Annotated in this window: 27 protein-coding genes; 11 read left to right on the top strand and 16 right to left on the bottom strand. The window is 43.3% G+C overall.

Going from position 1 to position 23282, the window contains the following annotated elements:
* Nucleotides 1–45 precede the first annotated feature (45 nt).
* The 3 genes from MJ595_RS18025 to MJ595_RS18015 are packed head-to-tail and all read left to right on the top strand — an operon-like array spanning nt 46 to nt 2068.
* Nucleotides 46–594 carry a DUF3833 domain-containing protein gene (locus MJ595_RS18025; protein WP_263079431.1) on the top strand — a complete coding sequence of 183 codons (549 nt, stop codon included), beginning with the start codon at nt 46–48 and terminating at the stop codon, nt 592–594.
* Nucleotides 591–1241, top strand: coding sequence for a DUF6134 family protein (locus tag MJ595_RS18020; RefSeq protein WP_263079430.1), 651 nt, complete (start codon nt 591–593; stop codon nt 1239–1241). The genes MJ595_RS18025 and MJ595_RS18020 overlap by 4 nt, the downstream gene beginning before the upstream one ends.
* A gap of 50 nt (nt 1242–1291) precedes the next feature.
* On the top strand, nt 1292–2068 hold the full coding sequence (locus MJ595_RS18015; protein WP_263079429.1) for an SDR family NAD(P)-dependent oxidoreductase: 777 nt from the start codon (nt 1292–1294) through the stop codon (nt 2066–2068).
* 314 nt (nt 2069–2382) lie between these two features.
* On the opposite strand, the gene MJ595_RS18010 is transcribed toward MJ595_RS18015, so the two are convergent.
* The gene (locus MJ595_RS18010) at nt 2383–2622 is read right to left on the bottom strand and encodes a YecH family protein (protein WP_263079428.1); all 240 of its coding nucleotides are present in this window, start codon (nt 2620–2622) and stop codon (nt 2383–2385) included.
* A gap of 194 nt (nt 2623–2816) precedes the next feature.
* Here MJ595_RS18010 and MJ595_RS18005 point away from each other — a divergent pair, with 194 nt between their 5' ends.
* On the top strand, nt 2817–3083 hold the full coding sequence (locus MJ595_RS18005; protein WP_263079427.1) for a hypothetical protein: 267 nt from the start codon (nt 2817–2819) through the stop codon (nt 3081–3083).
* On the opposite strand, the gene MJ595_RS18000 is transcribed toward MJ595_RS18005, so the two are convergent.
* Both MJ595_RS18000 and MJ595_RS17995 read right to left on the bottom strand, forming a co-directional pair.
* Nucleotides 3080–3778, bottom strand: a complete 699-nt coding sequence (locus MJ595_RS18000; RefSeq protein WP_263079426.1) for a glutathione S-transferase family protein — start codon at nt 3776–3778, stop codon at nt 3080–3082. The genes MJ595_RS18005 and MJ595_RS18000 overlap by 4 nt on opposite strands.
* Before the next feature lie 24 nt (nt 3779–3802).
* On the bottom strand, nt 3803–3937 hold the full coding sequence (locus MJ595_RS17995) for a hypothetical protein (protein ID WP_263079425.1): 135 nt from the start codon (nt 3935–3937) through the stop codon (nt 3803–3805).
* Nucleotides 3938–4045: 108 nt separating this feature from the next.
* Between MJ595_RS17995 and MJ595_RS17990 the strand changes: the two genes are divergently transcribed.
* Nucleotides 4046–4342: a helix-turn-helix domain-containing protein gene (locus tag MJ595_RS17990; protein WP_263079424.1), complete on the top strand. Its 297-nt coding sequence runs from the start codon at nt 4046–4048 to the stop codon at nt 4340–4342.
* 185 nt (nt 4343–4527) lie between these two features.
* On the opposite strand, the gene MJ595_RS17985 is transcribed toward MJ595_RS17990, so the two are convergent.
* The 4 genes from MJ595_RS17985 to MJ595_RS17970 form a co-directional block, all read right to left on the bottom strand.
* A complete protein-coding gene (locus MJ595_RS17985) occupies nt 4528–4872 on the bottom strand; it encodes a ribonuclease E inhibitor RraB (RefSeq protein WP_263079423.1) in 345 nt (114 codons plus the stop codon).
* 152 nt (nt 4873–5024) lie between these two features.
* On the bottom strand, nt 5025–5663 hold the full coding sequence (gene tmpT / locus MJ595_RS17980) for a thiopurine S-methyltransferase (RefSeq protein WP_263079421.1): 639 nt from the start codon (nt 5661–5663) through the stop codon (nt 5025–5027).
* Nucleotides 5664–5741: 78 nt separating this feature from the next.
* Nucleotides 5742–6290: a hypothetical protein gene (locus tag MJ595_RS17975; RefSeq protein ID WP_263079420.1), complete on the bottom strand. Its 549-nt coding sequence runs from the start codon at nt 6288–6290 to the stop codon at nt 5742–5744.
* A 108-nt stretch (nt 6291–6398) separates the two neighbouring features.
* Nucleotides 6399–7394 carry a hypothetical protein gene (locus MJ595_RS17970; RefSeq protein WP_263079419.1) on the bottom strand — a complete coding sequence of 332 codons (996 nt, stop codon included), beginning with the start codon at nt 7392–7394 and terminating at the stop codon, nt 6399–6401.
* Between the two features lie 283 nt (nt 7395–7677).
* Between MJ595_RS17970 and MJ595_RS17965 the strand changes: the two genes are divergently transcribed.
* Entirely contained in the window at nt 7678–9045 is a 1368-nt protein-coding gene (locus tag MJ595_RS17965) for a transposase (protein WP_263078002.1), read from the top strand.
* Nucleotides 9046–9153: 108 nt separating this feature from the next.
* Here MJ595_RS17965 and MJ595_RS17960 read toward each other — a convergent pair whose 3' ends face one another.
* The 5 genes from MJ595_RS17960 to MJ595_RS17940 form a co-directional block, all read right to left on the bottom strand.
* Complete coding sequence (locus tag MJ595_RS17960) at nt 9154–9819, bottom strand: hypothetical protein (protein ID WP_263079418.1); 666 nt, start codon at nt 9817–9819, stop codon at nt 9154–9156.
* Complete coding sequence (locus tag MJ595_RS17955) at nt 9803–10681, bottom strand: IS982 family transposase (RefSeq protein ID WP_263078216.1); 879 nt, start codon at nt 10679–10681, stop codon at nt 9803–9805. The genes MJ595_RS17960 and MJ595_RS17955 overlap by 17 nt, the downstream gene beginning before the upstream one ends.
* A gap of 149 nt (nt 10682–10830) precedes the next feature.
* Nucleotides 10831–11145: a cupin domain-containing protein gene (locus tag MJ595_RS17950; RefSeq protein WP_263079417.1), complete on the bottom strand. Its 315-nt coding sequence runs from the start codon at nt 11143–11145 to the stop codon at nt 10831–10833.
* A complete protein-coding gene (locus MJ595_RS17945; RefSeq protein ID WP_263079416.1) occupies nt 11142–11702 on the bottom strand; it encodes a GNAT family N-acetyltransferase in 561 nt (186 codons plus the stop codon). Before MJ595_RS17945 ends, MJ595_RS17950 begins: the two co-directional genes overlap by 4 nt.
* A gap of 21 nt (nt 11703–11723) precedes the next feature.
* The gene (locus MJ595_RS17940) at nt 11724–12344 is read right to left on the bottom strand and encodes an RDD family protein (protein WP_263079415.1); all 621 of its coding nucleotides are present in this window, start codon (nt 12342–12344) and stop codon (nt 11724–11726) included.
* A gap of 47 nt (nt 12345–12391) precedes the next feature.
* Between MJ595_RS17940 and MJ595_RS17935 the strand changes: the two genes are divergently transcribed.
* On the top strand, nt 12392–13759 hold the full coding sequence (locus MJ595_RS17935) for a transposase (protein WP_263078002.1): 1368 nt from the start codon (nt 12392–12394) through the stop codon (nt 13757–13759).
* Between the two features lie 134 nt (nt 13760–13893).
* Here the strand turns inward: MJ595_RS17935 and MJ595_RS17930 are convergent, their stop codons facing one another.
* The 3 genes from MJ595_RS17930 to MJ595_RS17920 form a co-directional block, all read right to left on the bottom strand.
* On the bottom strand, nt 13894–14052 hold the full coding sequence (locus MJ595_RS17930; RefSeq protein ID WP_263079414.1) for a hypothetical protein: 159 nt from the start codon (nt 14050–14052) through the stop codon (nt 13894–13896).
* 204 nt (nt 14053–14256) lie between these two features.
* On the bottom strand, nt 14257–14934 hold the full coding sequence (locus MJ595_RS17925) for a 2OG-Fe(II) oxygenase (RefSeq protein ID WP_263079413.1): 678 nt from the start codon (nt 14932–14934) through the stop codon (nt 14257–14259).
* 173 nt (nt 14935–15107) lie between these two features.
* A complete protein-coding gene (locus MJ595_RS17920; RefSeq protein ID WP_263079412.1) occupies nt 15108–15776 on the bottom strand; it encodes a hypothetical protein in 669 nt (222 codons plus the stop codon).
* A gap of 382 nt (nt 15777–16158) precedes the next feature.
* On the opposite strand from MJ595_RS17920, the gene MJ595_RS17915 reads away from it, so the two are divergent.
* Nucleotides 16159–17424 (top strand): Rid family hydrolase, encoded by a 1266-nt coding sequence (locus MJ595_RS17915; RefSeq protein WP_263079411.1) that lies wholly within the window; start codon nt 16159–16161, stop codon nt 17422–17424.
* 596 nt (nt 17425–18020) lie between these two features.
* On the opposite strand, the gene MJ595_RS17910 is transcribed toward MJ595_RS17915, so the two are convergent.
* Nucleotides 18021–18656, bottom strand: a complete 636-nt coding sequence (locus MJ595_RS17910; RefSeq protein WP_263322537.1) for an ion channel — start codon at nt 18654–18656, stop codon at nt 18021–18023.
* A gap of 103 nt (nt 18657–18759) precedes the next feature.
* On the opposite strand from MJ595_RS17910, the gene MJ595_RS17905 reads away from it, so the two are divergent.
* Genes MJ595_RS17905 through MJ595_RS17895 form a run of 3 tightly spaced genes read left to right on the top strand, consistent with a single transcriptional unit; the run spans nt 18760 to nt 23272 of the window.
* Nucleotides 18760–21168 (top strand): DNA translocase FtsK 4TM domain-containing protein, encoded by a 2409-nt coding sequence (locus tag MJ595_RS17905; RefSeq protein ID WP_263079410.1) that lies wholly within the window; start codon nt 18760–18762, stop codon nt 21166–21168.
* Nucleotides 21169–21182: 14 nt separating this feature from the next.
* Nucleotides 21183–21938 (top strand): outer membrane lipoprotein chaperone LolA, encoded by a 756-nt coding sequence (lolA, locus tag MJ595_RS17900; RefSeq protein WP_263079408.1) that lies wholly within the window; start codon nt 21183–21185, stop codon nt 21936–21938.
* Complete coding sequence (locus tag MJ595_RS17895; RefSeq protein ID WP_263079407.1) at nt 21935–23272, top strand: replication-associated recombination protein A; 1338 nt, start codon at nt 21935–21937, stop codon at nt 23270–23272. Before lolA ends, MJ595_RS17895 begins: the two co-directional genes overlap by 4 nt.
* Nucleotides 23273–23282: the final 10 nt, after the last annotated feature.

Genomic DNA, 23282 nt, shown 5'->3' with positions numbered 1-23282 from the left:
TTTTAAGCTGTTTATACGTACATTAAACAGGGGAAGGAGAAAGAAGTGAAGGATCGTATATGCCGGTTAGGGGTTCTTTTCATTGTTATTTTTAGTCTGGCAGGATGCAGTTCTATGAATATTGATGAGTTTGCTGGCAATGAGCCAGAATTAAAAATAGAAGAGTATTTTCAGGGTAAAACCTGGGCCTGGGGTATTGTTGAAGACCGCTTTGGTCAATTAAGGCGGTCATTTAAGGTGGTTATGAATGGAGACTATAAAAACAATCAACTCATCCTCGATGAGGACTTTTTTTATGATGATGGCACTCTGGATAAGCGTATCTGGAAAATTGATACCCTGGAAGGTAACAGATACCGTGGCACGGCAGAGGGGGTAATTGGTACCGCCACTGGGAAGAGGGCAGGTAACGCTTTTAACTGGCAGTATGAGATGGATCTGGAGATCAGTGGCCGGAAATGGCGGGTCAAGTTTGATGACTGGCTTTTTCTGCAACCTGACGGGGTTTTGATTAATAGAGCTACCATTAGTAAGTGGGGGATTACCCTGGGTTCCCTGACCTTTGTTTTCACCAAGCAAGAACCCGGGCAATGAAGCGGTACGTTGTCTGGTTCTGGTTATTGGCCCTTAATGCCCAGGCCACCGACTGGCACCGGCTTTATGGCGAGGGTATGCGCTTTGATGTGGTGCGTAATGGTGAGGATGTGGGAGACTACCGCATAAGTTTTCACCAGCAGGGTGAAGAATGGCACATAACCAGCGGTATGGAGATGTCAATCTCGGTTTTCTTGCTGTTCACTTTCAACTATCACTATGAGGCAAAGGAGATTTGGCAAAATAATCTGTTAAGACAGTTAGCCGTCAAGGAATCTCGCAATGGCAAAACCCTGCTATTGAAAGCCCGGGCAGAAAATCAACGGCTTGTGGGAGAGGGGCAGTCTGGTCCTCTGAATGTGAGATTACCCATTTTAACCACTTCACACTACAACAGTGCGGTATTAACGGGTAGCCAGGTACTCAATACGCTTACCGGAGAAGTGAATCACTACGCCCTGAAACCAATGAAAAAAGAGCTGGTCAATACCAATAAGGGGCTGGTGATGGCGAGTCGCTTCCGGTATGAAGGGCAGCTGGATGATACAGAGGTTTGGTATACCCCTGAAGGGCACTGGGTCAGGCTTTGGTTTAAAGGGGATGATGGATCTGATATCGAGTTTCGCTGTGTCCAATGTATACAGTAGTTAGTGGTGAGTGGCACTGTAAATTATTTCTCCTTCATTAGGGGCTGTTGATGACGATAACAGGTGTTCCAAAACTGCCATGGAAGTGCGTATGGATAACCGGAGCCAGTCAGGGAATAGGGCGGGCATTGGCATTGGAGCTGGCAAAACAGGGTATCAATGTTGCAGCCAGCGCCAGAAGCGTAGAGCGGTTAAAAATATTGGAGCAGGAGGCTTCCTCTCTGGCTGGAAACATCAAGTCCTATCCTCTGGATGTATTACAGAAAGATGCGGTGGCAGAGACAGTAAAAAACATTGAGCGTGATTTGGGAGAAATTGATGTTGCTGTCCTGAATGCCGGAACCTACATACCCATTGAAGCCACAGAGTTCAGCAGTGAGCTGGTTCGTGGGCAGCTTGAACTGAATGTGATGGGAGTATGCCATGGTATAGAAGCACTATTAAAGACTTTCCTTAAGCGTAATAAAGGACATATTGCCATTAATGCATCCCTTGCCGGTTATCGGGGGTTGCCTAAAGCCAGTGGCTATGGAGCCAGTAAAGCGGCACTGATCAATCTATCTGAGTCACTATCCGTTGATCTTGAAAGCCAGAATATTCGTGTGCAGGTAATTAATCCGGGATTTGTTAAAACCCCCTTAACGGATCAAAATACCTTTTATATGCCATTTCTTATAGGCAGCGATAAGGCAGCTAAAATAATCATAAATGGATTGCAATCACGCCGTTTTGATATTCGGTTTCCTGCTGTTTTTGCTTTAATAATGGCCGGGCTTCGCTGCTTGCCTTTTCGGTTATACAAGTTTTTTGTTCGCAGGCTTGAGTAATGTTTTCGGAAAGTGCGTAGATTTATTGATTTATATCACTGTATTTCCTTCGGTGAATGGCTACTATGGACTTGCCTGACTGAGGGGGAGCAGAAAGAGAGAAACCTATAAAGCGTCTGTAGCTACTGAAGGTATAGCACAGACCCAAAATGAATTCAGGCAATCTAATAAGAATATCTTATATACCCGGCAATTGCCGGGTATTTTGTTTTAATGATGTACAACGCGGCATGAATGCCAGTGTACAGAACCCGAAGAACCCGCACAATTTGATGCTTTTTCAGGTTTAGCTCTCAGTGCCAAAGCGATGGAGATTAGTGATTACACTGACAACCCACAAAGTTAATTTTATTGCCATCCATAGCCAGCTTGCCTTTTTCAATAAAAAGGCTGAGCAGTTGTTCTGCTGTTAGCCCTTGTAATGAGCAGGTATGGTACTGAGCGCGTTCGCCAAAGTGCTCCTGTAAAGCTTTAAGCTGTTGCTCATGAGATAATGGAGTGTCCTGGCCTTTGATCAGCTTAAGTACATTATGTCCATGTATTGATTCGTTCAAGTGTTTTGCTCCAGTTATATCTTTAGCTGGCTCCTGGGCGTTAAATTAACCGACAGTAGTCGAGTAAAAATTTCCAGGAAAAGGGTATAACCATAATAAACTGATGATTAATCGTCATGAGTAGAAACGCTTAGCTATAGCTATTCTTTGACTATAATGCTATCAACCCTTTCCGTTCATAAAGCTTGTAGGGTGTGACTTTGAATCTTTATCAATGGCTTAATATTCTGGCAGGCAGTTTAATGGTTAGTGGATGTGGCTGGTTAGGTTCTGCTGGCTATTTCAATAATTATAGGAATGATACGGCTCCGGATGGAATGGCTGTATCAATTCAATGTCAGCAGGGTCGTTTACTGGATTTTATGACGCTTAATTTTGAACAGTGCCAGCCTGGACTGGCTCCTATTTGGCCGAGTCAACCAGAAGATGAGCTCAGGCGGAAAAGTGCAACCGAATTTTAGCAACATCCAGTTGAACAGGCTGTATTTATAGATTTTTGCTGGCATCTGTCTTTGCCCAGGAAGGTTTGTCCAGACAGGTAAAAATCGGTAAAGATATTTTCGAAATCATTAGCTACGGACTTTTCTGCCAACCCGGTATTTAGTAAAGCTTGTTGCCATGCTTTTACCTTTGGGAATTTTAAAAGGAAATCATAGCCAGTATAACGAGTGATAATTTCTGCTCGATGGAGTAGGGGAAGCCATGCAATATCTACATTACTGATGACTGAACCTTTAAAATAAGGCGTGTTTTCATGCCTTGCTTCTGCTTTGGCAAAGGCTTTATTAAGGGTTATTGTTCTCTCGGAGAGGCTGTCTTTATCAGGGCTTCGCATGGCACTGCATTGGGTTAAATAATGCTTGGTGGCCTGATAACTCCAGGCTCTATCTATAGCTCGTTGCTCAGGTGTGAGATTGGTTTCCAGTGGATTGTAGACTTCATCCAGGTATTCGACGATGGCATCTGATTCATACAAGACGATACCTGACTCAGTAATCAAAACTGGTACCTGACCATTGGGTGCTATATCCAGAAACCATTGGGGCTTATTATTCAAGTTGATATAGTCTATGGCATAAGCAATGTCTTTTGCTTCCAGCAAGCCAGTGACTCGTTGGACAAAGGGGCAAATTTTGAAGCTAATTACTTTAATCAACTTTGGTTTTCCTGTGCAGATCCATCAAAAGATAAGGCTATAAATAAATCCGGAAGCGATCGCCATGCTGACAATCACGAGAAATAAAATAGTCAGTTCGGCAGCAAGAAACAGGAAAATATCCAGGGTTTCTCTGATCATTTCAGCGGTGATGGGCATTATAATAACAATCTATATTTCTAGAATAATAGAAATATAAAAGCCACAGGTGTCCGTGTCAATATATTTCTAGTAATATGGAAATATTATTATTGTAATGGTGTTGTAATGAGCCAAACGGAAGTTATTGCTAAAGCCTTGAAAGAACTTGGCCATCCCACCCGCCTGAGTATTTTTAAGCGATTGGTTCGTGCAGGTTACCAGGGGTTAGCGGTAGGGGTATTGCAGGAAGAACTTAAAATTCCCGGATCGACCCTGTCACACCATATTTCAAGTCTTGTTTCAGCTAATTTGTTGGTACAGCGTCGGGAGGGAAGAGTACTTTTTTGTGTGCCCAATTATGATCAGCTTCATAATGTGATCCATTTTTTACAGGGCGAATGTTGTGCAGATCAGGAGTGCTAGGAGCCTGTCGGACTTAAGTCTGTCCTACTGTGGTCGAAGCAAATTGGTCTAAAAATTCGCTTTTGCTCGGTAAATAGAACCACTATTCACCTCACAAAAGCGAATTTTTATCCTCAATTTTCTACGATTCTCGCTACGGACGCTTAAGTCCAACAGCCCCTAGGATTAAGTCTATTTTTGCCTGACTACTCCAGTTCAAAACAGCCCCAACCATCGATATAACCATTGTAATGGCCAGCGTTTTGATTCAGTAATGCCTCATATTCCGAGATATTGCTATGGGTCGGTAGCATATGAACGTGGGCTGTAATATCGTAGGGATATTCGCCGTTGTCTTCCAGGTCAGATAAAGAAACCTTCTGTCGATTAACTAATAAAAATTCTGCAAATTGAAGGGCATCTTCCTCAGTCTGGAAAACAATGGAAAAATCAATTTCCCTGGCTTCTGTTAAAGTATCTCCCCGTTGGGCCATAGCCCAGAGAACATCGCCATTATCATCTTTTGGGAATTTTACATAATCTCTTTCCATGCTTGCTCCTGATATTGTCAGCCTTTGGGGTGGCAGGCCTATGGCAGATGGCATTTTTATATATTAAATGAGTGTATCGAATCTACTGGCTAACTGATACCAACCGTAATAAACAAATCCATCAGAGATATCAATTAACAGCAGAATGATCACTACTTATAAGACAATAACCAGATAGTTTCCTGCACATCGTATTGACCTTTAAGCCCATTGGGCACGGTGTTGCTTTCCAGTGGTGTCAGGTGATAGCGGTGATGGTAATGGTGTGTTATTTCATCGCTGCTAACAGAAAATGGTGGGCCAGATAGCAAACGTTGGTCATATTCAAGAGTTATCAATAGCTGGGGCGCTCCATGGGATATTTTAATCAGGTGCTGGGTGTATTGACTCCTTGAAGATTCAGGCAAAGCAACCAGGGCCGCACGGTCGTAAATGGCATCGACTGTTCCAAGCAAGCTTTGGCTGAGAGTAAAGATATTCCCTAAAAAGATGGTGATATTAGAGCCCTTGTAGATCGTTATATCCTTAAGCGGTCGTATTTCAGGAATAATGCCCGCTTCATCAAATAGTTGATCAACTGCATGTTTGCTAAGCTCGGCTCCGACGACCTGATACCCCATTGACAACAACCAGGCAATATCCAGGGTCTTGCCACAAAGAGGTAAAAATATACAGCTCCCTTTTGTTAAAGAGAGTCTGTCAAAATATTTCATTAACAGGGGGTTGGTTTCATTTTTATGGAAACCAATTTCATTCTTTTTCCATTTTTCAAGCCAGAAATCAGTATTCATTGATGTCTTTCTATTTATTAATTAGGAAGGGGCAGGATAAATATCCTGCCTCCTTATCACTCATTGCTTATACTTGTCTTATTTATAACTGTCAATTTCTTTTGCCAGTTTCTTTGATATTTTGGTAATAAGTGTTCCTGTACTGCCGCGAAATATACCATCGGAAGACTCTGTGTGTGCACCAGAGCGCACTTCACCAATAATATCACCAGATTTTAAATCAATTATCTGTGCTCGCACTTTAAAATAAGCGTTACCGGAAAAAACACCTGCCACGACACTGGATGCTCCACTTAAATATTGGAAGTCCTCAATGATCAGGTTGATTAATAATGTGGTGTCATTTTCAACGACGCCTTTTGCCTGTGTTCTGGAGATTATATGGAATGTGTTCAGCTCGGTAAGGCTGGCTGCAAAGTCTTTTTCCAAGGCTGATTTACTGGCTTCAAACCCTTTTTTTGTTTTAACTGATGGCGATCCTTCTTTAACAGTAATAATAGCCTTGTTGTAAGGTGAGAGGGACGTTTTAACAGGCTGTATCTCCTGGATAAATGTGTTGGAGGCGCAGGCTGTCACTAGAGAGGAGAACATAATTAATAAAAATAACTTTAATAGTCTTGTAGACACACTAAACTCCATAGTAAATGGGTGGTTGTTAAAAAACGAGAAAGACCTTATTTATTATTTTTAAAATAATCAAATAAATGCAGGTTATTCTATTAGGGATATTTGCTGCTAATGTTTCACTGTCCGCTGTGAGAAACTTAATTTAAACTTGTTGTTTTCAACAAGCTCTGTTCTAACCAGGGCATCGAAGCTTTCACCATTAATTCCGTAGGTGAGTTCTGCCAGTGTCTGTATTTCATCCATTTTTTCATCATTATCCTGTTCTATGGCTGTCAGGTAAAGTTTTTTGTAAAAACGGTAGATATCATTGGTTTCATTAAAACGATTTTCTTTTTTCAATTTTTTATCTTTTATTTTTCGATCAGCCATTGCAGCAATAGCTGCCGTTGTTTTTGCCGTTGCTTTTATTCCCCCTTTTACACCTCTGCCTACAGGACCCATTACCGTAGAAAAAGGATCAGCAATGGCTGCAACAATGTGAATGTCTTCATTGGCTTCACTTCTATTTTTTTTGATTTTCATATGGGCTTGTTTAACATCACGGGCATTACTTAGCAAGCGAGCCAGTTCTTTTCTTTCTTTCTTGTTAAGAGAGGTATTATGTCTAGCTTCGTAGGCATTTTTTATACGACTATTCATTGAAGTTTCATTCTTTTCTCTATACCTTCGATCCTTGTTATAGGCAACGGCCTTGAGTATTTCATCCACTCCAAGGGAAACAGGTAAAAAACCTGTTACAGCCGATGCCAGCTTGATATTCCGGTCCCTTTTATGTTGGCGTACTTTCCACTGATCATAGTCTCTCAGGTGATACAGTGCTTCTATATTACGACTTTGCCTGGTTAAAATATCATCAACGCCTTTGACGGTTGGTAGTTTATCCATTCTTTGAAGGTGGTTGTACATTTTTTCTGTATCAATTTTGATACGGTGAAATATAGCTTTTGAATTTTTTCTGACAGAACCCAATAGTTTGTCTGTTTTGTAGTCAATCTTTATATTGGCTTTCTTAAGTATCTGATTGATACTTTCAAGTTTTTTCTTATCCTGCATGCTGTTTGCCTGATCATCCTCCAGTGTTTTTGCAAACCATCTTAGCTGCATCTTATCCTCGTAACTGAAAGGTGATTGACGGCCTTTAAAGAGTTTATCTATGTCTCTTATAAGTGTTGAAAGCGCTGCTCTTTCGATATAGCTTTCATTGTGTTTCAAAATATTCTTGAGGGGGGCATCCTTACCTTCCAGGAGACCATCCGATTGCCAGCTATTCCCGTGACATCAATTAAATCACTGCAACAGCAAGGCTTACAGTAAATTCCAAATGGAGTGATTTCGCACAAAATAACGTCTACTTTTGATAGGGATACTTTATCAATGGCTGTCTCTCATGGCTTATCCATTCCAAAAAAGTCGTAAGCATCTTTGTGCAAACAGTTTAATTACTACGATTTCTGAAAGTTATGAGCAAATTCCAGATGTCCGACCAAACAAGGATTCCAGAAAAATAACAATACATGATGCCTCCATGTCCGCTTTTGCCATGATGCATCTCAAGTACCCATCGCTCCTCTCGTTTGAGCGTGATAAAACAGAGCAAGAAGTAAGGCATAACCTTGAGCACCTGTATCAGATAAAAAAACGTGCTCCCTGTGATACCAGTATGCGGGAAATCCTGGATCCAATAGATCCCGTAGAGTTCAAAAAGCCTTTTAAGACATTGCTGTCTAACGTCCAAAGGGGCGGATTACTGAAGGCATTCGAATTTCACTGCGGGAACTTGAAAAATCACTACTTGCTCCCGATCGATGGAACTGGGCTATTTTACTCCTGCAATAATAAAAAACCTTGTCAGGAGTGCTGTACTAAAAATAAGGGAAAGGCCAACGAAGCTCACTACCACCAGTTAATGGCAGCATGCATTGCTCACCCGGATCAAAAAACAGTCTTGCCATTGGCACCGGAAGCCATAGTTTGCCAGGACGGTTCGACCAAAAATGACTGTGAAAAAAATGCCATTAAACGGTTGTTTGCCACCATACGAGAGCATCACCCACGTCTAAAGTTCGTTATTCTTCTGGACAGTCTTTATGCTGACAACCCCACTGTCCAACTGATTAAGAGTTATGGCTGGCATTACATCATTGTCGCGAAAGATGGCAACCATGCCTCGCTGGTTGAAGCGATGGATGAGCTGGATAAAGAAGGAAAAGTTCACCGTGCTGAAAAAGTTAATGAAGAGACTGGAATTAAGTGGTGGTTTCGCTATGCCAATGACGTCAGGCTGAACAAGGCAAAATATGCAGAACAGGTTAATGTGCTTGATTTTGTCGAAACCGATAAAAAAGGTAAACAGCATATCTGGTGCTGGGTGACTGATATTCCGCTTAACGAAGAAACCATAGAACCCGTCATGAAAGGAGGGCGCTGCCGATGGCATATTGAGAACCAGACGTTTAACACCCTGAAAAATCAAGGCTACGATCTCGAACATAACTACGGTCACGGTGAGAAGCACTTAGCCACAAATCTGGCCTATCTGACGATGCTTGCTTTTCTCGTAGATCAAATACAGGAACTGTGCTGTCCCCAGTTTCAGGAAGCTTTAAGAACCCGCTCAAAAGGAGTCCGTATAGCATTATGGAAATGGATACAGGGCTATTTTTTGCATTGGCTGATAAAAACGTGGGAGGGGCTTTTTTACACAGTAACTCATGGTATTGAAGAGAAAAGGGTGATTCCATTCGATACATCATAACCGGCCATATCGTAGCTACGTTCAGGGGTGACATTTTTTCTTTAAAGCTCCGCTTTGTTAATTGGCGGCTCAGTTTTGATCGGCTTCATTATTTTTGCTGCCTTATTGTCAATACCAACGATCATCGACGTTCATCATGCGGGAATAGCTGTCCGATTGCTCTTCTTCAAGAAAGCAGAGGTCGGCAAACTGTTGAAACTGGTTTCTGCTGATAGGGTTGCTCACCTCTTCGATATTGAATAAATCAGGAAAAGGCTGGCCGTGGGTTTTCAGGTAATTTAACAGTTTATCAAGATCCATAGTAACCTTACCTGATTTCAGGTGGACTCCCATTGCCTGACACGTTTTTTTTAAATGATCAGAAGCCATTGGTACCTCAGGTGCACTGGCACCAACAGCATGATGCAGCTTGATAATAAGTGCCTGGAATTTTTCCCTGTTCAACGGTTGGTTATTGCTTAGAAGAAGTCCCTGTAAGGTTATGATTGGCTCCAGCTGCTCTTCCGGCAGTTGATAACTGCCAGGAACAGGAGTGGCTAACTGCCTGAAAATTTCCTGTTCCCGCGCAGTACGGATTTTATGGGCATTCTGAACAGCCTTACGCCTTTTGTTAATGGTGTACAGTTTTTTTTGCGCGAAGGCAGTGATTAACACTCCTTCCAGTACACCTGCACCTACTTCTGTGGCTCCTTTTAAGGGGTCCGTGAACTGCTCAAGGTCAATACCAAAATCATTAAACCTGAGTTCGACATAACGGTTAAGCAACCAACTCAACCAGCCCCGTATGCTGAATGCTCAGAGAAGGCTTCTTTTTTTGAAACGTATAGGCTATAAGCCCTGCCAGCAAGTTCACCATAAAATTGAACTTTGAGCGGTGGCGGGTGTGCTCTATCTGAGAGATATTTTTCAACTGATCGTTGACCGTCTCAATGATTGCACGCCCTCTCAGCAGTACTTTATCAAAAGCAGGCAGGTTCTGAGGTTTCATGTTTTTCCTGCGCGTCGTAATCAGGTCAACATCGTATTTTTCTTTTAAAAGCTGGGCTTTGGCCTTGGATATATAGCCTTTGTCGCCGAACAGCTTACCAAACAAGTGGCAGCACATATCTTCAAGAACAGCACGATCATCGGTATTACCTGATGTACACTTAACCGCCAGCAACTCACCGGTATCATTGATAATCAGGTGAAGCTTAAAGCCGTAATACCAGTGTGTAGAAGACTTACCCCAGCCTGCTTCATCTTTAAACACTTTATGGCGCAGAGCCCGACTTTTTTCACAGACAGCGATGCCGGTTGAATCTATATAAGAAATGCCAGACACCTTGCCATATCGTGTCTGCAAGAAAGCTGAGAGTACCATAAGCGCTTGTGGCATCAGCTCAACAAACCGATTGTAGCTGACTAGCCCGTGAAAGTGCTTATGCCAGTATTTACAGACATGATTAATATAGAAGTGCTTCAGACAACGATAGCCTTTAGCATGAAATAGGATGACGATCGTTGCCACTTCGCTGATTGATAGAGACTGTTTACGAATGCGCTTGCGGCCACAATGCTCGATCAGATACTGGTTTAGCTTTGGTTCAAATTGCTTGCAAAAATCGTCTACCCTGCAAAATACCTTGGTCAGCACAGCACTACTCCACCCCTAATCAGCGTGGTAGCTATGCTATATAAAATCAGTTCCTTATGTCGAACTCAGGTCATAAGGGACGTCCTTAATGATTTTTTGAAAGCGTCTCTTGAGGGGGGCTACTTTTATTATTGGCGTTGTTTTTTTGACTATTTATAGAAAATAGCCAGCCATACCGTAACATGATTTGGATCGGTGCGGGATACCTTATGCTTTTTATGTTTTGGGATAGTGATAAAGTCACCTTCCTGCAAGCAAATATTGTGGCCGTCATCAAACGTGATAGTCCCTTCACCTTTTAGTACCATAACCCATTCATTCTCATCCTGATCATACCAGCCATTTTCAGGTGAGGTTTGACCCTTGGATAAAATGCGTTCTACACGGATATTTTCACCTGTCACCAGGTCTGTGAAGATTTCATTGGGGATTTCGGTTGGAATAGATTCAAAAATATTGTTCATTTTACCACCTTTTCGGACAGGTTGGGGTATTTTTTGAACCATTCTTCCCTGAGTACCCCAAACTTTACTGAGTCGTAGTAATGCTCGTTATAATACCGGACTTTTCGAAGACGGGCCTCAAGTTTCATGCCGATAGCCTCTGCGCAAACCATCATACGGGGGTTACCAGACCAGGTTGTTAAACCAACACGTGCAATTTCCAGGGTGTGGAACAAGTGGGTAATCCAGGGAATCAGGGCTTTTCTACCGAGACCTTTTCCCCATTGGTTATGGCTATAAACGACTATACCCACTTCCAGCCAGCGGGTACGTTTATCTTCCCAGTAGTAGGAAACGGTTCCAATAGGAGTATGGTTATACTCAATGATCAATGTGTCATCACCCTGTTGCAAACGCTCGAAAAGCCCGGTTTGGAATTCATCCGGAGTGGGTGGGCTATAGGGAAAATAGGGGCCGTTGAATCGAGTCCATTCCTGATTTTCAGTGATCAGGTGAAACAGCGTTTCTTTATCATCAGGGGTGGCTTTTCTTAGAGTAACTTCTTGATATTCTAGCATGTGTCCTTAAAAGCCTGCTTCTTAGTTTTTACAGAAGGGCAGTTTGCCTCTCCAGCCAGTGATCATGATGAGGCCCGGTAGCAATAGCCAGAAAAAGCCCGTTGCATCCAGAATGATCTGGTCGGAGGGGGTGCACTGATCAAGGCTAATGCAGTTGGGTGTTAAGAGCAGATTTGTAGCAAGGAATAATAAGATAAGACTGATAGCACTGTATAAAACAATCATAAAGATTCGTTTAGGCGGTGAAGCCAGTGATTCATTGCTTCCTAGGGGCGCCCGGGCAGATAATTGTTCATAGTGGGGAAGGCTTACCTTGCTATCATTGATAACAATGGCTCTGGTAATAAGATCATGAAGTGCCTGATGATTTTTAGTGGTAAAGACAAAAAAGAATGAGGGAAGCCCCAGGGCTAATTTGGCTATAAATCTCAGGGTAGAGCGGATAATGTTCAACTTATTAATTCCCTGTTTATCTCTTACCAGAAGTCCATTTAACCTGTGGCCAGGGGTTTGTCCCTTAAAAGTGATGAATAGGGGCTCATAAAAAATAACAGGTAAAATAACAGCTATTCCCGTGACATCAATTAAATCACTGCAACAGCAAGGCTTACAGTAAATTCCAAATGGAGTGATTTCGCACAAAATAACGTCTACTTTTGATAGGGATACTTTATCAATGGCTGTCTCTCATGGCTTATCCATTCCAAAAAAGTCGTAAGCATCTTTGTGCAAACAGTTTAATTACTACGATTTCTGAAAGTTATGAGCAAATTCCAGATGTCCGACCAAACAAGGATTCCAGAAAAATAACAATACATGATGCCTCCATGTCCGCTTTTGCCATGATGCATCTCAAGTACCCATCGCTCCTCTCGTTTGAGCGTGATAAAACAGAGCAAGAAGTAAGGCATAACCTTGAGCACCTGTATCAGATAAAAAAACGTGCTCCCTGTGATACCAGTATGCGGGAAATCCTGGATCCAATAGATCCCGTAGAGTTCAAAAAGCCTTTTAAGACATTGCTGTCTAACGTCCAAAGGGGCGGATTACTGAAGGCATTCGAATTTCACTGCGGGAACTTGAAAAATCACTACTTGCTCCCGATCGATGGAACTGGGCTATTTTACTCCTGCAATAATAAAAAACCTTGTCAGGAGTGCTGTACTAAAAATAAGGGAAAGGCCAACGAAGCTCACTACCACCAGTTAATGGCAGCATGCATTGCTCACCCGGATCAAAAAACAGTCTTGCCATTGGCACCGGAAGCCATAGTTTGCCAGGACGGTTCGACCAAAAATGACTGTGAAAAAAATGCCATTAAACGGTTGTTTGCCACCATACGAGAGCATCACCCACGTCTAAAGTTCGTTATTCTTCTGGACAGTCTTTATGCTGACAACCCCACTGTCCAACTGATTAAGAGTTATGGCTGGCATTACATCATTGTCGCGAAAGATGGCAACCATGCCTCGCTGGTTGAAGCGATGGATGAGCTGGATAAAGAAGGAAAAGTTCACCGTGCTGAAAAAGTTAATGAAGAGACTGGAATTAAGTGGTGGTTTCGCTATGCCAATGACGTCAGGCTGAACAAGGCAAAATATGCAGAACAGGTTAATGTGCTTGATTTTGTCGAAACCGATAAAAAAGGTAAACAGCATATCTGGTGCTGGGTGACTGATATTCCGCTTAACGAAGAAACCATAGAACCCGTCATGAAAGGAGGGCGCTGCCGATGGCATATTGAGAACCAGACGTTTAACACCCTGAAAAATCAAGGCTACGATCTCGAACATAACTACGGTCACGGTGAGAAGCACTTAGCCACAAATCTGGCCTATCTGACGATGCTTGCTTTTCTCGTAGATCAAATACAGGAACTGTGCTGTCCCCAGTTTCAGGAAGCTTTAAGAACCCGCTCAAAAGGAGTCCGTATAGCATTATGGAAATGGATACAGGGCTATTTTTTGCATTGGCTGATAAAAACGTGGGAGGGGCTTTTTTACACAGTAACTCATGGTATTGAAGAGAAAAGGGTGATTCCATTCGATACATCATAACCGGCCATATCGTAGCTACGTTCAGGGGTGACATTTTTTCTTTAAAGCTCCGCTTTGTTAATTGGCGGCTCAGTTTTGATCGGCTTCATTATTTTTGCTGCCTTATTGTCAATACCAACGATCATCGACGTTCATCATGCGGGAATAGCTGGTAAAATAACGATAGCTAAGTTAAGGTAATCATTATCAAATTTTGCTAAAGAGACAATGGTTAAACAGGCAATAAATAAGGTGACGACTATTATGGAATCAATGATCAAGGCTTTTATTCGACGGATCAGTCTTGGGTACATTAATAGTAATTCCTGAAATAGAGTGAGAAATTATCTTAAAAAATACTTCATCTACAATAAGTTATATAAATATCTATTATTGGTTAATTCTTCTATGGATTGATTGAATATGGAGCTTAAGTATTTATACCAGGGAAAAGCTTACCATGGGAATTGCTATTGGCAAGCTTTTCTAATTAATAAACTGCTTTATAACCCCTGCCTTTATAAAGGAGGATCAGTTTTTTCCTTTGTTGATGTGTTAATCCTGAACCAGCCAGCGATAGAAAACCGGTCCCTATTGGCCGGCAGTACTTCATGGGGAAAATCTTCACTAAGAAAGGTAACCAGTGTACCCATGGCAGGTATCACTTTGATTCCTTCCCTGTCATGGTCATTTCCATAAAGAACCAGTTTTCCCTCATCGGCTTGGGTCCACCCTTCATTCAGGTAGATAATAAGGGATAATATCCTATTGGACTCACCTTTGAAGGCATCGTAATGTCTACGGTAAAAATCACCTGGCTGGTAGTGAGCAAAGTGGCTTTCGAAGGAGAATAGGCCCAGGAATAAATGGCGGTTTAAATAAGTCCGTAACTGGTTTACCCAATATAACCAATTATTTTCTGCCACTGATTGACCGGTAATCCAGGAGATTTTATCAGATCGCACTCCATCGTTTTTTAAATAATTGATTGCTCGACCTATTCCAGCCGTGGAATAATTATTATCATTTATTTTTTGTTGTTGAGCACTTAAGGCTATTTGTAAATCCTCAGACAAGGCTTTAGGCCGGATACTGAAACCTTTTTGTTCTATATCTTGGGCAATGCTAGCAAAAAGTCTCTCATTGCTGGCATCATTGACACAAATGTTCTCCAATAAGCTTGTTGCTTCCAACATAGCTCCCCCTAATTAATACATGCAGTTATGATTTTTTTCAGTCTTCTTATTTATTGATAATTTTTTAAGCTTTATTAAATAAGTGATATAATACCTATTGTTTTGATTTTAGATATTATACCACTATTGCTACTTTGATTCTATGTCGATTAAAAATTTATACCTTTAATCGATCAGATTTTATTTTTTATAAGTGCACTCTGGATATCGGGATCACTGAATATTTCCTGCAATTGATCCCTGTATGCCCTTAAAATGCTATTTTGAGGAGAGTCATCAGCTTTTTCAATAATGACATCCCGTCCTGCAATCTGTTTTTCCAGTATTTTGCCATTTTTTATTTGATACACTTGTATAAGGGTATCTGTGTCAAAATTAAATTCAGATACCCAGTTTAAGTTGATGCTGAAATACCATTCATGAATATTTAAAATTAATAGTTTATTGGCTTTATTTTGCTTAAGGACTTCAGCTGCTTTATCAGTATCTATTCTGTTATCCATGATGATTGCTTCTGCATTCCATCCTTTGGACTTCAATCCATTGATAATTCGATATGTAAGAAATTCAGATAGATTTCGCTCTTTATCTCCTTTTTCAACAGACAGCGCCTGACTGATACTCCAGTCAACTGGAATGCCAAATGCAGCATGAGCTACGCCTATAAAGTTATCAGGTTTTCCTTCTGAAACCCGCTTTCTTTCATCTATAACAGATATTAGTAATTTGTCAGCTGGTTTATATTCAGGAGCAGGAGATTGCTCATTTAATGGAATGGGGCTAACGCAACCTGTAAGTAGGGTGATAATGATAATGAAAAAATAAAATTTAAATTTAAACATGGTCTCTGTATCAGGGTAAATATAATGAGTGAAGTGGGGTTGTTGTGGAATTAATCAGGGGTGTTATAAAATGAGAGCGGTTAAACATTATCTGGGGTAAACTTTATTTATGGCTGGTAAGTATTTGGAAAGAGAAAGTTTTTAATTGAATATCAAAATGCAATAATAGTTATAAAGGTCTGATCATGAAAGAGACCTGAGTAGGTGATGCCGAAGCTTTATGATGTAGATAGTTTGTGGTCAAGGTAGTATGAATAACTAGAAGGCTAAGAAATACTAATAGGATTTAGAGAATTGGTGGCTATATAAACCACATTTTATCTTCTCATTTATGATATCGACTATAATCCCCTTTGAGATTTTACACAGGATAGGTATCGATATGAGTGGCGATATTATCAAGCTTTCCAGAAATACTGAGAATGCACCAATAAGCGCTATTTCTACACAAACGGTCGCTTTTTCCCATTACAATAATATTTCAGCTCAATTACCTGTAGACCCTGAAACAGGTAAAGTTGTAGCGGGAGGTATAGAAGAGCAGGCAAAGCAGTGCCTAGTCAATATTAAGGCAATTGTAGAAAGTATTGATCATGTGATGGACGATGTTGTTAAAATCAATATATTTCTCAAGAATATCTCAGATGTGGGTGTCGTTGATAAAGTCTATGAAACATTCTTTCATGGCAGTTTTCCTACACGGACGACAGCTGAAGTTTTGGCGCTACCTTTAGATGGTGCTTTGATACAAATTGACGCGCTTATTTCAAACGGTGAAGGTACACCTTCGCAGGCCCCTTGTGATCTTGTTAAAGTTGCAAGAAATACGGAAAACTCGCCAAAAAGTCCTGTTTCTACACAAACGGTCGCTTTTTCTCATTACAATAATATCTCAGCACAGCTACCTATCGATCCTGAGTCAGGTAAAATGATTACTGGTGGCGTAAAAGAACAGACCGGACAGTGCCTGAAAAATATAAAGGCCATTTTATGCAGTATTGACGTACCTTTTGATGATATTGTCAAAATAAATATCTTTCTTAAAAATCTTTCTGACATTGAAGCTGTCAATGAAGTCTACACAACTTTTTTCCCGGATTCAGCCATCGCCCGGACTGCAGCTTATCTTCCTGCACGTACAGTAATCGCAGCTTCAGCCTTGCCTTTGGATGCTTTGGTGCAAATTGATGCTGTTGTATCTCACGGCGATGGTACACCTCCACAGGCAGTTGAAGACAGACATGGTATTGTCATAAGAGCAAATAATACGAAAAATGCACCAAAAAGTGATTTATATACGCAAACCGTGGCGTTTTCTCATTATAATCATATTGCGGCCCAGCTGCCTTTGAACCCAAAAACCAATGTATTGGTAGAGGGTGATATAACAATGCAGGTTCAACAATGCCTGAAAAATATCAAGGCTATTGTGGAAAGTGTTGATCATATTATGGACGATATAGTTAAAATAAATATCCAGCTCAAAAATATCGCAGATATTGATGTTGTAAATAAAATTTACACAACCTTCTTTAAAGGCGACCTGCCTGCTAGAACAGTCATTGGCGTTTCAGCTATTCCTATGGGTGCTTTAGTACAAATTGATGCGGTTGTTTCTAATGGTATAGGTACTCCACCACAAGCCTAACGCGGATTTTGGCCCCTCCTTGGTTGTGGGGTTTTCGTTTAATGACAAGCATTTCTGTTGGGAGCTTAAACATTCAGGGGCAGGAAGTAGATATTTTGAAGAGAGATGATCAATAGACGCTACCGCCCGGAGGAGTCTCCTTACCCTGAAATGGGCAGGCAAAGCATGGGCCTCAGTAGCTTGTTATCTGATTGATATGCATCATCCGCTAGCAGGTTCTTCTTGGCTATTGATCCATGCCTGTGAACAGTGATAGTTGCGGCGGACACTCTATTAAAATGTAAGTGTCGTGTAAAGCCTGATTTGTTTAGGGGATATTCTTGGCCGTAACGATGGAATAACCATTGAGAAATTGAACCAGGTTGCTAAACCTTACACAGTTAGAGCGATAAATAGGTACGATTGGGTGCGACATGGCTGGTTAAAAAGTACTGGTTTTTCCTGTCTATAATCAGGCTTCCAAATAAAAAAACCGGAGCGAAATGATGTCATTGGAAATTAAAGAAATCCTGTTAAAGAAAAACTGAAAATAGTAAAGGCAAGGATGCTATTCCATTTCTCTTCTGGCACTGGCAACCAGGACACTCCATGTATAGTTACTTGACAAAACGGGCAATCATTACCGTAGGGCTTAGTACTCCAATAACCGCTTCCAAAGCAGCCAGGCTTTGAGCCAGGGGCGAAATCGGAATGATATCACCATAACCCAGGGTGGTTAGCGAGACAAAGCTGAAATAGAGAAAGTCTGGCCAGTCATAAATGCCGCCGGAAGGAAAGTTAAAGGCGCCGGGAGAAAGTAGATTCAACAGGACATAAACAAAACCGAAGTTAATGCCAGTGAGTAGATAAAAGTTAATGGCAGCCAGTAGTTTTTCGGTTTGCGGTGCATCAGAAAACAGGTGTTTCATTAATAGCACCATCAGGACGGTATGAAAAATAATCACACTGGCCAGGCTAAATAAGGAAACCCATTTGGGTAGCTGTGTATCTGTTACCCCCAGTCTTAGCAGTATCAGGATGATCCCGGTTATTTTAAGAATAAGCCTGACTCTGTGAGTGTCTGTGGCCAGTGGTGTCAGGGTAGTCATAAGGGTGATTAGCATCAGGCATGAGAATAAGGTTCCCGCCACGGAGTTATCGTTGATAGAGGGTGATAATAATAAACTGGTTATCAATGCCAATAATAATACTGTTAAATGAGCAACGGGTGCTCTCAGGTGTAATGCTGTCATCACTCTATTTCCTTTATTCCTGGGGGTAATGGTTTCATAACAAGGCTGTATCCTGAAGGGATGGCCGTGATATCTTCAGAAAAAAAGGATTTTCTCTACAGCGATGGCGAAGACTGTGAGCAAGAAAAATAAAAAAACTAAAGCAGTCCGGGTGTTGGACTCCCTGTCCTGGTTGCTTGGGCCTGACTCGGTGTTGAGTGAGGGATTATCGCTGCGCCTGCGGGAGGGAATGATGTTGCTGCTACTAGTGGTAGCAGGATATTTGACCTTGTCATTATACAGTTACAGTAGCACTGATCCTGGCTGGTCATTTGTTGGTACCACTGACATCATAAGTAATTATGGGGGCAGGGCGGGGGCCTGGCTGGCAGATGTGTTTTTCTCACTGTTTGGTGCCATGGCCTGGCTTTTTCCCTTCGCTGCGGTGATAAAAGCTATTCGGGTCTATCTCTATCGCTATCAGCCCTGGGAGTGGCTGCCCGCCCTGATTCTGGTTCGAAGCAGTGGTTTTTTCCTGTTGCTGATAGCAGCGGCTGCCCTGGCCTCCCTTCACTATCATTATCTGGGTACTGATTTTTCCTCAGGGATCGGTGGGATTATGGGCACGCTGGTGGTTGAAAAAAGCCTGCCAGTATTCAGTTTGATTGGCAGTACGTTATTGCTGATGGCCTCTCTGGTGGTGGGTATTACACTGTATATTGATTTTTCCTGGTTTCGTTTAATGGATTTAATGGGGCGGGTTGGTCTGGTACTCATTAAAAGAGGACGATTGTTGTCTAAAGAAGCGCTTCATTATTTTTCTGTACTGGTGACTCAGTGTCGGGAACGCTGGGTGGCTTTCAAGCAACAACAGGTCAGGAAAAAAAAGGAGTCATTAGCCAGTCTTGAGCCTGTACAGCGTGAGCCGGTTCAGGTGCTGCCTGTGGTGATTCCGGAGCACCCACCGGTTCAACCATCGGTTCCTGAAACCAGGGATATGTTTGTGCCGGTCATTAACAAAACGCCACCGCAAGAGGTGGGGGAACTGCCGGAAGTGGGGTTGCTGGATAAAGCCAGGGGACATGAGGGGGCTATTAATCAGGCTTATCTGGATGCCGTTTCCCGCCAGGTGGAACTGAAACTTAAGGACTTTGGTGTTGAAGTCCAGGTGGTGGCCGCCCATCCCGGGCCGGTGATAACCCGTTATGAAATTCAGCCGGCACCGGGGGTTAAGGCCAGTCGAATTACCAACCTTGCCAGTGACCTGGCACGATCTCTGGCGGTGGTCAGTGTTCGGGTGGTGGAAGTGATTCCCGGTAAATCGGTCATGGGGGTTGAGATTCCCAATGATAACCGGGAGACGGTTTTTTTCAGTGAATTGATCGCTTCTTCTACCTATAAAAAAGCCGCCTCGGCCTTAAGCCTTGCCCTGGGACATGATATCAGCGGACAACCGGTGGTGGTGGATCTTGCCAAAATGCCTCATTTGCTGGTGGCGGGCACCACCGGTTCCGGCAAGTCAGTTGGGGTCAATGCCATGTTGTTATCCATGTTGTTCAAGTCTGGCCCCGAATCGGTACGACTGATTATGATCGATCCGAAAATGCTGGAACTGTCTATCTATGACGGTATTCCCCATTTGCTGGCTCCGGTGGTAACCGATATGAAAGAGGCGGCCAATGCCCTGCGCTGGTGTGTGGCTGAAATGGAGCGGCGGTATAAGTTGATGGCTGCCCTGGGTGTCCGCAATATTACCGGGTTTAATGATAAGGTGGTAAAAGCGCTTGAGGCAGGAGAGCCTTTACCTGATCCGCTCTATCAGCCGGTATCAGCTGAGGATATTCCCCCCTCGCTGAACACCTTGCCCTTTATCGTCGTGGTTATTGATGAATTTGCTGACATGATGATGATTGTTGGCAAAAAGGTAGAGGAGCTGATTGCCCGTATTGCCCAAAAGGCCCGGGCTGCCGGGATACATCTCATTCTTGCTACCCAGCGCCCGTCAGTGGATGTGATTACCGGATTGATCAAGGCCAATGTGCCAACCCGGATCAGTTTTCAGGTGTCCGGTAAAATAGATTCCAGGACGATTATTGACCAGGGTGGGGCAGAGCAGCTGTTGGGGCACGGGGATATGCTTTATCTGCCGCCGGGTACCAGTGTTCCCATTCGGGTCCATGGTGCCTTTGTCAGTGATGATGAGGTGCACAGGGTGGTGGCTGACTGGAAACAGCGAGGACAGCCGGATTATGTGGAGGAAGTCCTGAACGGTATGAGTGAATCGGCGGCGGAAGGCAGTGCCTTAAGTGGGGGACTGGATGGGGACAGTGAAAGGGATCCGCTTTATGATGAGGCGGTGGCTTTTGTGACAGAAACCCGTAAAGCCTCTATCTCTTCAGTACAAAGAAAGTTAAAAATAGGCTATAACCGGGCTGCCAGGATGATAGAATCCATGGAAATGGCGGGTGTGGTCAGTCCCATGGGAACCAATGGTAACCGGGAGGTGATGGCACCGGCACCGCCGAAAAACTAGGTAAGTAATGGTATATGCTCAAACAATTGACTCTGTCTCTTTCCCTGTGTGCCTTGTCCCTGTCGGTTCTGGCCTCTGCACCCAAACCGGTAGACGTTCCTGAAGTCACTGTGACCACTGAGCAGGGTAAAGGAAAGACCACGGAAGCGCTGGTAAAAAATGATAAGGCAGCGGTTGATGCGCTGGTAGGTAAACTGGAAGCCATCCGCACCCTGAGTGCACGATTTAATCAGGAATCTCTCCAGGAAAATGGCCGCAGTCAATCCCAGTCCGGTGAAATCCAGTTGAAGCGTCCGAATATGTACCGCTGGTTGACCAGGGAGCCATACAGCCAGGAGATTATCTCCCGGGATGGCAGGGTCTGGAATATTGATAATGACCTGATGCAGGCGGTGATTCAGGAGCAGGACCTGAGCTCACAGAATACCCCGGTACAGTTGTTAAGTGGTAATGCCCGGGATTTTCTGAAAGATTACAATGTCACTCGGGTCTCTGCAAAAGGGGATGAAACCTATAGCCTGAGGCCGACAGCTGGTAATGACCTGTTTGAATTATTGGAGATCCACTTTAAGCAAAATCAGCTAAGTGCCCTCTTTATCAAGGACTCCCTTGGCGGCAAACGACGCATTGAGCTTAAGCAGGTTAATACCAATGGCATGATCAGCAGTAGCCGTTTTAAGGCCAGGATTCCCAAAGGCTATGATGTGATTGACGAAACCAAAGGCTATGATGTGATTAAGGAAACTCGGAGCAGGGCACCCGAAGAATGAGTTCGCTGTTTGATGGCACGGTTGATACGGAACCTTATCAACCCCTGGCCGCACGTATGCGGCCTGCAACTTTGGATGAGTACCTGGGGCAGGAGCATATTCTGGCTCGGGGTAAGCCGCTAAGAGAGGCATTGGAGCGGGGTGCGGCTCATTCCATGGTATTCTGGGGGCCGCCCGGTGTGGGTAAGACCACACTGGCTCGACTGATTGCCTCTGTCTGTGATGCCCATTTCGAGACACTGTCTGCAGTGTTATCCGGGGTTAAAGATATCAGGGTCGCCGTTAGCCGGGCCAGGGATATTCGTGTTACCAGTAACAGAAAGACCTTATTGTTTGTGGATGAAGTTCATCGCTTCAATAAATCCCAGCAGGATGCCTTTTTACCCCATATTGAAGATGGCACGGTAATATTTATTGGCGCTACCACTGAAAACCCCTCTTTTGAATTGAATAATGCGTTGTTATCCCGGGCCCGGGTATATGTGCTCAAACCCCTTGATGAAATGGCGCTGAAAAATGTATTGCAGCAGGCTTTGACAGATGTGGGCAGAGGGTTGGGTGATCAGCTAATTCAGCTGGATACTGAAGCGGAGCAGGTACTGATCCGGTATGCGGATGGTGATGCACGACGGTTACTTAATACTCTGGAAATAGCGGCGGACCTTTGTGAAGGGAGCATGATTACGGCTGAGACGGTAACCGCTATTTTATCAGACAGTGGTCGCCGTTTTGATAAAGGTGGCGAGGCGTTTTATGATCAGATTTCTGCTTTTCACAAGTCAGTGCGGGGTTCTAATCCGGATGGAGCGCTTTATTGGGCGGCTCGTATTGTTAATGGTGGCGCGGATCCGCTCTATGTGATTCGTCGGCTGGTGGCCATTGCCAGTGAAGATATTGGTAATGCTGATCCCAGGGCTCTTGAAATTGCCATGAATGCCTGGCAGGCCTATGAGCGGCTAGGAAGTCCGGAAGGGTTGCTGGCACTGGCCCATGCCACCGTTTACTGTGCCTGTGCTCCCAAAAGTAATGCGGTTTATAAAGCCTGGAAAGCCGCCTTGACGGATGTAAAAAATAATCCGTCCTACGAAGTGCCGCTACACCTGCGCAATGCACCCACCAAAATGATGGGCAGTATGGGGTATGGCAAAGAGTATCGTTATGCCCATGATGAACCCAATGCTTATGCAGCTGGGGAGTGTTATTTCCCCGATGGCATGGAGCCTCGTCGTTATTATCAGCCCAATGACCGGGGACTTGAGATAAAAATTCGGGAGAAACTGACAACACTGTCTGTATGGGATCAGGCCAGCGGAAGACAGAGAAGAAAGCAGTAAAATGGCTTTC

Origin of the sequence: Endozoicomonas sp. Mp262 (assembly GCF_025643335.1) — a bacterium.
Taxonomy (GTDB): Bacteria; Pseudomonadota; Gammaproteobacteria; order Pseudomonadales; family Endozoicomonadaceae; genus Endonucleibacter.
The sequence above is the reverse complement of the archived record's forward strand: the minus strand, read 5'-3'. Positions and strand labels throughout refer to the sequence as shown.

Coding starts and splice junctions, on each gene's coding strand:
- MJ595_RS17915 (WP_263079411.1), top strand. CDS start 16,159: ATGAGTGGCGATATTATCAAGCTTTCCAGAAATACTGAGAATGCACCA.
- MJ595_RS17910 (WP_263322537.1), bottom strand. CDS start 18,656: ATGACAGCATTACACCTGAGAGCACCCGTTGCTCATTTAACAGTATTA.
- lolA (WP_263079408.1), top strand. CDS start 21,183: ATGCTCAAACAATTGACTCTGTCTCTTTCCCTGTGTGCCTTGTCCCTG.
- MJ595_RS17905 (WP_263079410.1), top strand. CDS start 18,760: ATGGCGAAGACTGTGAGCAAGAAAAATAAAAAAACTAAAGCAGTCCGG.
- MJ595_RS17985 (WP_263079423.1), bottom strand. CDS start 4,872: ATGGAAAGAGATTATGTAAAATTCCCAAAAGATGATAATGGCGATGTT.
- MJ595_RS17995 (WP_263079425.1), bottom strand. CDS start 3,937: ATGCCCATCACCGCTGAAATGATCAGAGAAACCCTGGATATTTTCCTG.
- MJ595_RS17950 (WP_263079417.1), bottom strand. CDS start 11,145: ATGAACAATATTTTTGAATCTATTCCAACCGAAATCCCCAATGAAATC.
- MJ595_RS17920 (WP_263079412.1), bottom strand. CDS start 15,776: ATGTTTAAATTTAAATTTTATTTTTTCATTATCATTATCACCCTACTT.
- MJ595_RS17925 (WP_263079413.1), bottom strand. CDS start 14,934: ATGTTGGAAGCAACAAGCTTATTGGAGAACATTTGTGTCAATGATGCC.
- MJ595_RS17895 (WP_263079407.1), top strand. CDS start 21,935: ATGAGTTCGCTGTTTGATGGCACGGTTGATACGGAACCTTATCAACCC.
- MJ595_RS18020 (WP_263079430.1), top strand. CDS start 591: ATGAAGCGGTACGTTGTCTGGTTCTGGTTATTGGCCCTTAATGCCCAG.
- tmpT (WP_263079421.1), bottom strand. CDS start 5,663: ATGAATACTGATTTCTGGCTTGAAAAATGGAAAAAGAATGAAATTGGT.
- MJ595_RS17935 (WP_263078002.1), top strand. CDS start 12,392: ATGGCTTATCCATTCCAAAAAAGTCGTAAGCATCTTTGTGCAAACAGT.
- MJ595_RS17970 (WP_263079419.1), bottom strand. CDS start 7,394: ATGCAGCTAAGATGGTTTGCAAAAACACTGGAGGATGATCAGGCAAAC.
- MJ595_RS17990 (WP_263079424.1), top strand. CDS start 4,046: ATGAGCCAAACGGAAGTTATTGCTAAAGCCTTGAAAGAACTTGGCCAT.
- MJ595_RS17965 (WP_263078002.1), top strand. CDS start 7,678: ATGGCTTATCCATTCCAAAAAAGTCGTAAGCATCTTTGTGCAAACAGT.
- MJ595_RS17930 (WP_263079414.1), bottom strand. CDS start 14,052: ATGTACCCAAGACTGATCCGTCGAATAAAAGCCTTGATCATTGATTCC.
- MJ595_RS18015 (WP_263079429.1), top strand. CDS start 1,292: ATGACGATAACAGGTGTTCCAAAACTGCCATGGAAGTGCGTATGGATA.
- MJ595_RS17945 (WP_263079416.1), bottom strand. CDS start 11,702: ATGCTAGAATATCAAGAAGTTACTCTAAGAAAAGCCACCCCTGATGAT.